The sequence below is a fragment of the Streptomyces sp. NPDC107765 genome (assembly GCF_055657085.1).
Genome location: NZ_JBVKBL010000021.1, coordinates 31204 through 43605, shown reverse-complemented (window position 1 = coordinate 43605; position 12402 = coordinate 31204). Strand labels below are relative to the sequence as shown.

Genomic DNA, 12402 nt, shown 5'->3' with positions numbered 1-12402 from the left:
CAGCAGCACCACGGCGTTCAGCACCACGGAACGGTGCCGAACGCATGGACGTAGTGGGCGGAGACATAGCCCGGCCGGTGCGCGAGCCGGTACCAGTACGGGTTGCCGTGCACGCGGCTGCCGGTCGTCGTGCACCGCAGCCCGTGCACGCTCCCCGAACGCAGCTCATCGATCACCCGGTACCCGACACCCGGCCCCGAGCGGACGTTCAGCGGCACACCGCGCGGCGTCACCACCTCCCCCTGCGCGTCATGGACATGACGGCCCGCCACCCCCGGTGCACCACCACCGTGGTGGACCGCGTGCGCATGCCGCCCGGGATGGCGGTACGGACCGGAGTCGGCCACCGCCACCGCGGGGACCATCGCGAGAGCGGCCACCAGGGCGACCACACCGTTGCGGAACAGGCGTCGGTTCATCGGAACCTCCTCGAACGACTGGCAGCGGCACCGGAGCGTGCCCTGCTCGCTCAGCGTTTCCGACCGGCCGCCCGACGATGCCGTCCCAGCCGTCCCAGGGAGGAAGTGGAACTCCGGCGCGGCCGGGGAAGCCCCCGCCCGTTGCCCCGAAACGGCATGTACTGGGCAGTTGGTTCGTTAATCTGCCCGTGTGCTACGTCGTGGTGGGGAACGTCAGGGTACGGCCTGGGTGATCGTGGCCGGGGCGGTGGTGCTGGGCGTGGGGCTGCTGTTCGTCCTGTGGAGCGCACCGGGGGGCGGGCAGCGGGACGCCAAGGGGCCGACGCCGCAACGGGCGGCCGGGCCGGCGGTCGGGTGGGGCTTCACGCACACCCAGTTCAGTGCGGACCGGGGCGCGGACGCGGCGGTGACACGGGCGGCCCACCTGCTCGCCGGGCAGCCGATGGCACAGAACCAGCACCTCATGGGCTGGGGCGCGGGGAACCCGGAACCGAGCCCCGGACGGTACGCATTCGACGATCTGGACCGGCGGACGGCACTGATCCGGCGCACCGGCGGCACGCCCGTACTGACGCTGTGCTGTGCGCCGGACTGGATGAAGGGCGGGACGCCCGGCCGGACGGACTGGAGCAAGCTGGAGAAGGCCCCGGAACCGGAGCACTACGCGGATTTCGCGGCGCTCGCCGGAAAGGTCGCCCGACGCTATCCGGAGATCCGGCATTTCGTCGTCTGGAACGAATTCAAGGGGTTCTTCGACGACGCCAAGGGGCGGTGGGACGCCGAGAATTACACCCGGCTGTACAACCTCGTGTACCAGGAGCTGAAGAAGGCCGACAAGCGCAACCAGGTGGGCGGGCCCTATCTGGTGATGGACAGCTATGTGCCGGGCGACGACCGGTATCCGTCGGCGCTCAAGGGCCCGTGGGGGCATGTCGACCAGCGGACGCTGGACGCCTTCGCCTACTGGAACCGGCACAAGGCCGGGGCGGATTTCCTGGTCGTCGACGGGTCCAGCTACAGCAAGGACGACCGTTACGCCCCCGGGGTCTTCACCGCCGCCCGGAAGTTCGCCGAGGTGGGACGGTGGCTGCGGAACAAGACCGGGCTGCCGCTGTGGTGGGCGGAGTGGTACGTCGAGGTCGCGGACGAGAAGGGCGGGCGGAGCGGCTGGAGCGAGCGCAAGCGGGTCGCCGCACAGGCCGTCGCGCTGATCGAGATGGCGGAGGGCGGCGCGGCCAGCGGCTTCTACTGGAACCCGGAGGTGGCCGGGAAGGGGCAGGGCGGGCGGGACTGCCCGGGGTGCCTGTGGAGCAGTACCGAATCGGCGGACGGGGGGCGGGAACTGCCCATGTGGAGCCTGCTGGCGCGCTTTTCCCGGGCCTTTCCGCCGGGCGCCCAGCCCCGGGAAATGGCCACCGGCAGCGACGGCATCCTGGGGCTGAGCGACGGGCGGACGGCGCTGCTGGTGAATACCGCGGAACGGCCGGGGTCGGTGCGCGTGGGCGGAAAGGAGCGCCTGGTGGACGCGTACGGGGTGCAGTGGATCTCCCTCGCGGAGTGAGTGCTGCTACGACATCGTCAGAAAACGCTGGACCAGGGACGCCAGGAACGTCAGCAGCAGGGGCACCGCGAACCAGAAGAGCGCCTGGAGCCGCCGGTGCTGCCGGGGAGTGGGGGAGGGCGCCGTCACGCGGAGCAGTTCGCGGAGGGTGAGCACCGCCAGCAGGGCGAGCAGGGACAGCGCGCCCAGCACCGACCAGGGCGTCCAGGTCACCCGGGGGCCGGCCGGACCAGGATGGGGCGCGGGGGCCGTGCCCGGCGGGCGCTGCGCGAGCGTGTACAGCGCGGCGTGTGCGTTGCCGAGCACCCGCCGGAGGTCCCGGCGGCCGTCGAGGGCGGTGCGCAGCCGCTGCTCCCAGCCCCGCGGGTACGCCGAGTCCAGCCGCAGTGACTCCGACTGGCCGTGATTGACGATCAGATACGACTGCGGACCGGCCTTCCGGAGGGCGGTGACCAGCGACACCACCGCGGCCGGGTCGCGGGGCGCCAGGATCGGCACGTACTCCACCCGCTCCATGTCCCTGGCGCCCCAGGGCATCGCCGGGGTGACGCTGCCCACCGGGTCGTTGCTCAGCCACAGCAGCCGCACCGTCGGGCGGTCGTGGGCGTAGACGTAGTCCATGGCGGCCACCTCGCCCGGCCGGACCCGCTCGAAGGGCTCGTTGCCCCACCGGGCGACGAGGAAGCCGGCGGTCAGGAGCAGACCGGTCAGCAGCGCGGCGAGCGGACCGAGGATGCCGCGCCGGGCGGCCGTACCGTGCGGGAAGAGGGCGAGGGCGGCCAGCGCGCAGGCACCCGGCAGGGCGAACAGGAAGACCCGCAGGGCCATTTCGCCGCCGTACGACTGCAGGCCGAAGGCCAGGAACGGGACGGCGGCCAGGGTCAGCAGGGCGCGGTCGCTGAAGCCGGCCGCGCGCCGGCGCAGGAAGCCCCAGCAGGCCAGCGCCAGCACCCCGCCGGCCAGCGCCACCCGGGTGAGGAGGACGAGCTGGTGGGTGGGATCGCCGCCGCTGATCCGGTCCGTGACGGACGAGCTGACGTTGGCGCCGACGCCGCCGAGACCGCCGAACAGCTCGTCGAAGTGGCCCGACCAGTAGGGCTCGGCCAGGAACCCCACCCACCCGGCGACCAGCGCCCCGAGCAGCAGCGGCAGCCCCGGCAGGATGCAGCGGCGGGCCACCACCAGGACGGTGAGCACCCCCAGCATCACGAAGGGGGTGAGCTGATGGCCCGCCACGGACGCCGTGAAGAGGGCGAGGAGGACGGCAAGCAGGACCGCCCGACGACCGGGGCCGGCCGGCAGGACGGCGGCCTCGCCCGGGCGGCGGCGGCCCGCGTCCTGGTGCGGGGCCCGGAACCACACCAGCAGAATCGCGACGAAGCAGAGGTGGAGGAGGTAGGTGAACCCCTGGGGGGAGAAGTAGTCCTGGCCGACCCAGCCGCACAGCACGAACAGCCAGGCCGCGCACCACTTCGCCCGCCACCCGGCCCGCACCGCCTTCAGCAGGAGGAACAGCGGTGCCAGGTAGAGGAGTTGGAGGGCGAGCGGCCACCAGCGGAGGAGTCCGGTGAGGTCGGTGACGCCGCACGCGCCGGCGAGGAACTGCGCCCCGGCGAAGAAACCGGGCCAGCTCCAGCGCGCGTCCAGGTCCGGTACGGCCGTCCCGGTCCGGGCGAGGCGATCCAGGAATCCCAGGTGCTGCCAGGCCGTGGGGAAGCGCGGTTCGGCCTCCAGCACGGCGGGCAGGGCGTGCAGGGCGACCACCGTCAGCAGCAGAAGAAACGCGAGCAGCGCCCGGTGCTGCCGAGGGAGTCGGAGCGCCGCGGCGAACGCGGCCACCAGGAGGGCCGCCCCGGCGAGGGTCGCGCCGGGCAGGACGGAGATCAGGCCGAGGCCGTTCATCCGGTCCAGGGCGGTGTCGCCCAGGCCGCGCAGCGGCAGCCAGAAGAGGGCCGCGGCGGTGGCCGCCAGGAGCACGACGAGCGCGGTGGCCGCCCGGTCCGTACGGCGCCGGGGGCGGGGCCGGGCGCGCCGCGGGGGAGCGGTGGGCGGTGGCGGCCCCCGGTGCACGGCGGCCTCCCGCGGCAGCCCGTACGCACCGTCGCCCAGGTCCCCGTAGGCCGCCAGGTCCGCCAGATCGCCGTCCGGAGCGCGACCTTCCGGGGGGACCCGGCACGGCGGCGCCGGGGCGGTGCCGCCGCGCAGCACCCGCCGGAGCCGCGGGGCGGCCAGCGCGACGATCACCGTCAGGCTGCTGACCTCGGCCATCCCGGCACCGGCCAGCCCCCGGTGCGGCAGCAGCACCAGGGTCAGCCCGAGCACCAGGACGCACAACAGGCCCTGCAGCGCGGCGAGTCCGGACGTGCGGCTCCGGGCGCGCAACACCGCGAAGTGCACCTCCATCACGACCCGCAGGGCGGCACCCACCGCGTACCAGCGCAGCAGCGGCGTCGCCGCCCGTGCGTACCCGGGGCCGAACACACCCAGGATCCACGGCGCGAAGAGGAACAGGGCGAGGCAGACCGGCAGCATGATGCGGGTCATCCGGCGCAGCGCGGCCCGGGTGTGCCGGGCCAGCTCCGCCGGGTCGTGCGCCCCTTCCACGGTCAGCGAGGCGCCCATGTTGAGGGCCAGCAGATTGACCGTGCCGCCGATGGTGGTGGTGACGTAGAAGTACGCGTTGTCCGCCGCGCCGACCTGCGAGGCGACCAGGACCGGTACGAGGTAGACGACGGCGAGCGAGAAGAGCGAGCCGGTGGAGTCGCCGGCCAGGAAGCGGGCCAGTTCGCCGGGCGACGGCGGCCGGGCGGTCCGCCGGGTGGCCCGTACGTGGCGCGGGATCAGCCGCCGGAAGACCAGCCAGCCCAGCGGCAGCACCGACACCGCGATCGCCGCGGCCCAGGACACGAAGACCCCGGCGGTCGGGAACGCGGCGGCGAGGACGACCAGCAGGCCCAGCTTCACGGCGGAGAAGGCGAGGTTGCCGGCCGGGACCCAGAAGGCGCTGCGCAGCCCGGTCAGCACCCCGTCCTGGAGGGTGAGCACCGACCAGGCCACCACCGCCACGACGAAGCCGACGCCGGCCGCCGTGCCGTGCAGGAAGTGGTAGGAGGGGCCCCAGAGGCCGAGGGTGAGGAGGAAGGCGGTGGCGGCGAGGGCCACCACGACCGCGCTGCCCAGGTAGGTGCGCCGCACCAGCCGTCCGGTGGTGCGGCCGGCGACCGGGAGGAAGCGGGCCAGCGCACCGGTCAGGGTCACCGCCGTCAGCCCCGCCAGCAGCTTCATCGCGGCGATCGCCGCCGACCCCTGGCCGACCGCGGATTCTGAGTAGTAGCGGGCCGCGACCAGCCAGAACCCCAGGCCGAGCAGACCGGAGACACAGGTGTTCAGCATCAGCGCATAGGCGTTGCGGAACAGCGGACTGCCCGGCGCGCGGCCGGCGGACGCCCGCGCCTCCGGTTCCGGGGCCCGGTGCTCCGCGGCCCGGGTGGTCGTGTCAGACACCGGCGTGGCTGCTCCTTCTTCCGCCGCGGCGGGGCCGCGACGGGCTCGGCGTCAGGGGCCCGGCGGACACGGCCGCACCACCTGACGGGCTCGGCGGACCAGCGCGTACCCCTTGGTGAGCACCCGGTCCGCGGCGTAGGCGCGGACCAGCCCGCGGCCCTCGACGAGCCGGGCGAACTCCCCGGCCCCGGTACGGCGCCGCACGGTCAGCCGGGCCAGCGCGTACGGGCCCTGGGCGCGGGCCGCGAGCGCATTGCCGACCGCGAGCGCCTGCCGGAAGCCGAGCCCGCGCACCACCCCCCGCACCCGCCGGTCGGAGTGGCCGTAGGGATACGCGAAGGACTCCGGCGCCGAGCCCACCTCGTCGGCGATCAGCTCCCGGCAGTGCCGCACCTCGTGCCGCAGCCGCCGGTCGTCGAGGCCGTCCAGCGGGGGGTGGCCGTGGCTGTGCCCGCCGATCTCCACACCGGCCGCGGCCAGTTCGCGCACCTGCCGCCAGTCGAGCATGGTGTCCGGTGCGTCCCCGGTGTCGTGCGGGCCGCGCAGCCAGCCGGTGGAGAGGAAGAGGGTGGCCGGGAAGCCGTACCGGGCGAGGGCGGGCAGGGCGTAGCGGTGGACGCCCTCGTAGCCGTCGTCGAACGTGATCAGCACCGGCCGGTCCGGGAGCGGGCCGCCGCCCCGCCAGGCCGTGGCGAGGGCGGCGGCCGTCAGCGGGGTGAAGCCGCCGTCGGCGAGCGCGGCGAGCTGCTCGGCGAACGCGTCCGGGGTGACGGAGAGCGCCCGTACGGCCGGGGTCGGGGCGAAGGTCACCGCGTGGTACATCAGGATGGGCACTCTCGGGGGGCGGTCGTCGCTCATACCGCCGCTCCTTCGTGCGCGGCGGTCACGGCGGTCGCGCCGTCGTCGGGGAAGGTATCAACTCCCTTGTCGTATCGCGTACTTGAGCCGGTGCGGGCGCGGAGGGTGCCCCGGGCGTAGCCGGCCGCGGCGGCCGCCGTGCCGGCCAGGATCGCGCCCGCCCGGCCGGCCCCGCCCGGGCGTCCGAGCAGCGCGTCGCGCAGCCCGCGCAGCACGCCCGCGGGCAGCACCCGGGCGGTGTGGCGCCGCTCGGCCGCCAGCCCGTCCCGGGCGCCGACGCTCCGTGTCACCAGGGCCTTGGACAGGCCCTCCGCGTAGGCCCGGCGGCGGAAGTAGCCGAACCGCTGCCGCTCGGCCGGCACCCGGTGGTGGATCACCGCACGATCGTCGATCAGCAGCACCGCGTCCGGGAGGGTACGGCTGATCCGGATGCACAGCTCGGTCTCCTCGCAGCCGAGCGGCCGCCGGTCACCGTCCCGCCCGATCCCTATCGGGAACCCGCCGACGAGGTCGAAGGCGATCCTGCGGAACGAGGCGTTGCCGCCGAGCACGTTGCGCACCCGCACCTTCCCCGGCGGCAGACCGCGGTACGTGCAGCCCACCACCCAGTCGAACTCCTCGGGGAACCACACCGGCCGGCGACCGGACGCCCACACCGGCTCGGTGCGCCCGCCGACCGCCAGCACTGCCGGATCCGCGTAGGCCGCGGCGAAGTGGCGCAGCCAGTCCCGCTCGGCGACCGCGTCGTCGTCGAGGAACGCGATGACCTCGCCGTCCGCCGCGGCGATCCCGGTGTTCCGGCCCGCGGACAGCCCGCGGGGGCCGGAATTGGCCATGATCAGCACGGGCACCGGCGGCGCACCGGGAGCGGACGCGCCCGCGCGGGCGCCCCCGAAGTGCTCCCGGAGCCGGTCGAGCAGCCGCGCATGGTGGTCGACCACCAGCAGCACCTCATGGGCGGGGTGGGACTGGCCGCGCACCGAGGCCACCGCGGCCAGGATGTCGGCCCAGCGGTCCTCCGTGTGCACGCAGATGACGACGGAGATCCGCAGCGCCGGTCCCACCGCCGGCCCGGCCACCCGTCTGCCGGGGCTCATCGGGCCTCCCCGGTGAGCAGCGCAGGGCGGGGCACCCGTTTCCGCCCGGCCCCCCGTTCGCGGGCGATCACCTTCAGCACCCGCAGTCCGTCGCGGACCGCCCGCAGATTGCTGTCGCCGTGGATGCGGGGGTACTCGTGGCTGGGGATCTCCTGCACCCGCAGGCCGGCCTTGACCACCCGGATGTTCATCAGCGTCTCGACCTCGAACCCGGCGCAGTCCAGGGCGAGTTGACCCAGGCAGCGGCGCCAGAAGGCGTTGTAGCCGTAGCACAGGTCGGTGTAGCGCGCGCCGAACTTGGCGTTGACGAGGGCGGTCAGCATCCGGTTGCCGAGCCGGCGGATCCACGTCATGTCGTCCGTGCCGCCGCCGTTGGCGAAGCGTGAGCCCTTGGCGAAGTCCGCGCCGGACACCAGCGCCGAGACGTAGCTGACGATCTCGCCGCCGTCGGCCGAGCCGTCCGCGTCGACCATCACGATGATCTCGCCGGTGCAGGCCGCGAACCCGCTGATCAGCGCGTCCCCCTTGCCCTTGCCGTGCTGCGGTACGACGGTGACGCCCGGCCACAGCTCGCGGGCGACCCGGACGGTGTCGTCGGTGGAGTTCCCGTCGACCAGGACCACTTCGTGGATCCAGTCCGGGAGGGTCTTGAAGACATGCGGGAGGTTCGCCGCCTCGTTCATCGCCGGGATGACGACGCTGACGGGCGGCGCGATGGCCAGGTGTGAGGAGACGGGACGGTAGACGGCCTGGTCCGGCAGCAGCGTCAGCGGCTCATCCGCATCGGCCGGGCGAAGAAACGCACTCATGGGATTTCTTTCCCTCTCGTCCGGTGGACCGCCCGCCCCCGGGCGGTCCGTGCTGATATCCGGGTCCGACAGGGGGGTCCGCACCCCTGGCCGGCGCGGCGCGGAGCACCGTGCGGACAGGGCGAGCCGATAGGCGTGACCGGAGAAAGCGCGGCTCGTGACCGGGCCCCGGCAGACCGCGGTCGGCCGCCGAGGACCAGATGCACCAGACCCCCCACCGCGCACCGCACCGGACGCTTTCCCCGGCTGCTCCTCCCCCGGAACAGCACGGCGGTCATCGTCCGATGCGGCTGGAAGTGCGTCGGAAATGAAGTGCGACGGAATGGACGAGGAGGACTCTAAGGCAAGACGTTGCATGTCAAATAGGCTTTAGGGCAATTGGCCACTGCGTACTGATGTACGCCTGTATTCATGCACCGGCGTACGCCCTCCCGGCCTTTGCGAAATGCCGCGGAATACCGGACCGAAAGGCCCGTACGAGCGCTGGAATCAGTGTCCGGTCCGGAGCCGCCCGACCCGCTTGAGCAGGCGGTCCGCGGGATCGAACCACTCGGGGCGGGCGAGCACCGCATTGCGCAGCGCACGCACCGGCGCGCGCCGCACCCAATGCACCGGGGCGGCCGGATGCCGTCGTCTCACCCAACCCTCGGACACCATGAGTTCACGGGTTTTGAGGTAATCCTTGTAATCCTTCGCGCCGCGCCCCAGATCGAGATATCCGAGCGACTCCGCGGCCGCCGCCCGCGCCATGCCCAGATGCAGCACGAGTCCGGGCGAATACTTCGCGAACTGCGGGTCGTAGGCCGGGAACCAACAGGCGAGCACGGAATCGGAACGCAGCCCGAAGTGTGCCGCGACCGGCCGCTCACCGGCGTACAGCACGGACAGCAGCCCGGTGCAGGACTCCGTGCGCGTGTGGAACAACTGCTGCACCAGCCGCACGATCCAGGGGTGCGCGAAGCGGTCGCTGCGGCCGGTCCTGCGGTACTGCGCGGACTTCCACCGCAGCAGCGTGCGCAGCGCCGCCGGATCGCGCTCGTCGTGGACGTGGCGCAGCGGCCCGACGTCCCGGCCGAGCCGGCGCTCCTTGGCCAGGGTGGTCCGGGCGAACTTCGGCGAGCGCGCCCGCAGTCCGGCCAGATACGCCTCGAAGCCCTGGTCCACATCGACGACCGGCGAGGCGAACCGCCCGGACGAGCGGGTTTCGAAGGCGTCCTGGCCCGCCACGAGGTGGTCGAACTCCAGCACCGCCAGCCCGCACGCCCGGAGCAGTTCCCGGGCGTCCCACCGCAGGCCCGGGCGGTGCACCAGCCCCTGCGCGTCCGACAGGCCCAGGCCGATCGCCCGGCCCGCCCCGAGCGCGGACCGCTGGAAGGGCAGGAACCCGGCCGGGCGGCCGTCCTCCCGCAGCACCGCGATCCGTACGTCGCTCCGGCAGCGGCCGACGGCCAGCGCGAAGGCGGGGGAGAGGAACGGGTTCGCCAGCTGCGGCGCCCCGCTCGCCCGCGCCCCGGCCTGCAGCGCGGCCCAGGCGTCGCGTTCGGCCCCGGTCAGCTCGCCCGGCCGGTGCACCGTGATCTCCATGTCCGTGCGTCCCCCTCCGTCCGTACGGCCGGTCCCTACGGCCGGCCCGTACCGCGTGGCCGCGCCCGGCCGGTCCGGCGCCGTACCGCGCAGCCCAGCAGCAGCACAGCGCTGAACGCCGCCACGGCGAGCACCCCGCCGCGCACCGACCACAGATGCAGCGCCAGCATCGCCTGGGCCACCAGCAGGTCGACGGCGAGCGCACCGGCGCCGGCCACCACCGCCCGGCCGAGCGGATCCATCCGCCCGAGCGCCACCGCGAACGCCCCGGCCGGCGCCATCAGGAGGAAGAAGAGCGTGAACGGCGCGCGCAACGGCGAATCGAGACCGGTGAGCGCCAGTACCGCCCCCATCGCGCCGGCCGCGAGCGCGGCACCCAGGGCCAGTGACCGGACCATGCCGCCCGGCGGTGCGTGCGCCGCGGGCGGTGCGCCGGGCGGGGACGGCTCGTACGGGCCGTCGCCCCGGATGGTGTCCGTCTGCATGAGCGGCTCTGCCCTCCCCCGGCCGGATGCCGGGCTCAATGTCGCGTAACGCCCGGAGCACCGTCAAGGCATGAAGAAGGCCGGAAACGACCGCAACCCGGGCGGCGGGTGCGGGTCACCGGGCCGCCCACAGACGGCGCAATGGCCGTGGCCGGGGGCCGGTCCCGCGCAGACTGGGGGCGAGAGCGCGAGGTGAGGTGCCCGCGGGAAGGAGCCGGGCCCGTGGAGCCGCCGAGCGGAATCGCCCTGACGGTGGTCATGGTGTGTCTGACCGTGGCCACCGGCGTGGTGGACGCGGTCACCTTTCTGACGCTGGGCCAGGTCTTCTCCGCCATGCAGACCGGCAATCTGCTCTTCCTCGGCTTCGGTGTGGCGGGCCAGGGCGGGCTGCCCGTGCTGGCGACGGCGGTCTCGCTCGGTGCCTTCGCCCTGGGCGCGGCCCTCGGAGCCCGGTGGGAGTCCGGACTGGCCGCGCGGGAGCAGCAGTGGTTCCCGGCCGGCCTGTTCACCGAGGCGGCCCTGCTGGCCGGCGCGGCGGCGGTCGCCTGGGGGATGGATCCGGCCCCCGGACTGCCGCCGGGCCGGCGCTACGCGGTCATCGGGCTGATGGCACTGGCGATGGGCATGCGCAACGTCACCGCCATGCGGTCCGCCCCGCCCGACCTCACCACCACCGTGGCGACCCGCACGATGACGGCGCTGGTCAGCGGTTCGGTGCTGGGGCACGACAAGCGGCTGGGCCATGGCAGCCGGACGGCACTCCGGCGCCTGCTCTCGGTGGGCGCGATGTTCGCGGGCGGTCTGCTCGGGGCCGCGCTGCTCGGCCTGGGCACCCGTCCGGCGCTGGTGATCCTGCTCGTGGCGGCGTTCCTGGCGGGCACCGCGGCGGTGGTGCCCGCACTGGTCCGGCGCGAGCACCACCCCGAGGGCTAGGGCAGGAGCAGTGAACATCCGCCCGCATCGGCACATTTACCGTGAACACAAAACTACCTTTGGCATGGACACTTCCGGTTACCCGCGAGTCTTGCTACGACGGATGTGGCAGAGATCCTGCTAAGGGAGGTTCCATGAGACTGTCCCGATTCGCGGCCGTGACGTCCGCCTTCTTCGTCACCACGGCGCTCGCGCTCACCGGCGCGAGCGCCGCCGCGTCCGCCCAACTCCCCACCGCAACCGGCTACGTGGCGCTCGGCGACTCCTACTCCTCGGGCGTCGGCACCGGCAGTTACGACAGCGCCAGCGGCTCCTGCAAGCGCAGCAGCAAGGCGTACCCGGCCCTGTGGGCCGCCGCACACTCCCCCTCCTCCTTCCAGTTCACCGCCTGTTCCGGCGCCCGAACGGGTGATGTTGTCAGCGGACAGCTCGGCCCGCTCAACAGCTCCACGGGCCTGGTCAGCATCACCGTCGGCGGCAACGACGCCGGTTTCGCCGACACCATGACGACCTGTGCGCTCCAGGGCGAGAGCGCCTGCCTGGCCCGGGTCGCGCAGGCCAGGACGTACATCGACAACACCCTCCCCGGCAAGCTCGACACCGTGTACAGCGCCATCTCCCAGAAGGCCCCGGCCGCGCACGTGGTGGTCCTGGGCTACCCGCGCTTCTACAAGATCGGCGGAAGCTGCTTCGCGGGCCTCTCCGAGAAGTCCCGCACCGCCATCGACGACGCGGCCGACGACCTCAACGGCGTCATCGCCAAGCGCGCCGCCGACCACGGCTTCGCCTTCGCCGACGTCAACACCACCTTCGCCGGCCACGAGCTGTGCTCCGGCAGCGCCTGGCTGCACAGCGTGACCTTCCCCGTCGACGAGTCCTACCACCCGACCTCCGCCGGCCACTCCGGCGGCTATCTGCCGGTGTTCGGCTCCGCCGCCTGACGAGCCGCACCCCGGGGGCGCGTCCCGGGCGCCGGGGAGTGTCCGTGAGATCCCGGTCTCTCCCCGGCGGACCGGGCGGCCCGCCGGCCGTGCGGAAGCCCTCCTTCCGGAAACTTCCGCACCGTCAACTCCCCCTGGTACACGGCCTTTAGGTGACATTCCGTATGGTGTGCGTCAACGTCATGGCGAGGCAGGTGAATCCGTTGACCGG

At 73.5% G+C, this 12402-nt stretch carries 10 protein-coding genes; 3 read left to right on the top strand and 7 right to left on the bottom strand.

Going from position 1 to position 12402, the window contains the following annotated elements:
- Positions 1-17 precede the first annotated feature (17 nt).
- A complete protein-coding gene (locus ACZ7MX_RS35395; protein WP_472138262.1) occupies positions 18-419 on the bottom strand; it encodes an SH3 domain-containing protein in 402 nt (133 codons plus the stop codon).
- Between the two features lie 229 nt (positions 420-648).
- Here ACZ7MX_RS35395 and ACZ7MX_RS35390 point away from each other — a divergent pair, with 229 nt between their 5' ends.
- Positions 649-1980: a xylan 1,4-beta-xylosidase gene (locus ACZ7MX_RS35390; RefSeq protein ID WP_472138260.1), complete on the top strand. Its 1332-nt coding sequence runs from the start codon at positions 649-651 to the stop codon at positions 1978-1980.
- A 6-nt stretch (positions 1981-1986) separates the two neighbouring features.
- Here the strand turns inward: ACZ7MX_RS35390 and ACZ7MX_RS35385 are convergent, their stop codons facing one another.
- The 6 genes from ACZ7MX_RS35385 to ACZ7MX_RS35360 all read right to left on the bottom strand — a co-directional run bounded on the left by ACZ7MX_RS35385 (position 1987) and on the right by ACZ7MX_RS35360 (position 10317).
- Positions 1987-5484, bottom strand: coding sequence for a lipopolysaccharide biosynthesis protein (locus tag ACZ7MX_RS35385; protein WP_472138258.1), 3498 nt, complete (start codon positions 5482-5484; stop codon positions 1987-1989).
- A gap of 51 nt (positions 5485-5535) precedes the next feature.
- A complete protein-coding gene (locus ACZ7MX_RS35380; protein ID WP_472138256.1) occupies positions 5536-6342 on the bottom strand; it encodes a polysaccharide deacetylase family protein in 807 nt (268 codons plus the stop codon).
- Positions 6339-7439: a glycosyltransferase family 2 protein gene (locus tag ACZ7MX_RS35375; protein WP_472138254.1), complete on the bottom strand. Its 1101-nt coding sequence runs from the start codon at positions 7437-7439 to the stop codon at positions 6339-6341. The genes ACZ7MX_RS35380 and ACZ7MX_RS35375 overlap by 4 nt, the downstream gene beginning before the upstream one ends.
- Complete coding sequence (locus ACZ7MX_RS35370) at positions 7436-8248, bottom strand: glycosyltransferase family 2 protein (RefSeq protein WP_472138252.1); 813 nt, start codon at positions 8246-8248, stop codon at positions 7436-7438. The genes ACZ7MX_RS35375 and ACZ7MX_RS35370 overlap by 4 nt, the downstream gene beginning before the upstream one ends.
- Before the next feature lie 489 nt (positions 8249-8737).
- A complete protein-coding gene (locus ACZ7MX_RS35365) occupies positions 8738-9832 on the bottom strand; it encodes a GNAT family N-acetyltransferase (protein ID WP_472138250.1) in 1095 nt (364 codons plus the stop codon).
- A 35-nt stretch (positions 9833-9867) separates the two neighbouring features.
- On the bottom strand, positions 9868-10317 hold the full coding sequence (locus ACZ7MX_RS35360; RefSeq protein ID WP_472138248.1) for a hypothetical protein: 450 nt from the start codon (positions 10315-10317) through the stop codon (positions 9868-9870).
- A gap of 222 nt (positions 10318-10539) precedes the next feature.
- Here ACZ7MX_RS35360 and ACZ7MX_RS35355 point away from each other — a divergent pair, with 222 nt between their 5' ends.
- Together ACZ7MX_RS35355 and ACZ7MX_RS35350 are read left to right on the top strand one after the other, a co-directional pair.
- Positions 10540-11250: a DUF1275 family protein gene (locus ACZ7MX_RS35355; RefSeq protein WP_472138246.1), complete on the top strand. Its 711-nt coding sequence runs from the start codon at positions 10540-10542 to the stop codon at positions 11248-11250.
- Positions 11251-11384: 134 nt separating this feature from the next.
- Positions 11385-12191: an SGNH/GDSL hydrolase family protein gene (locus ACZ7MX_RS35350; protein ID WP_472138244.1), complete on the top strand. Its 807-nt coding sequence runs from the start codon at positions 11385-11387 to the stop codon at positions 12189-12191.
- Positions 12192-12402 lie beyond the last annotated feature (211 nt).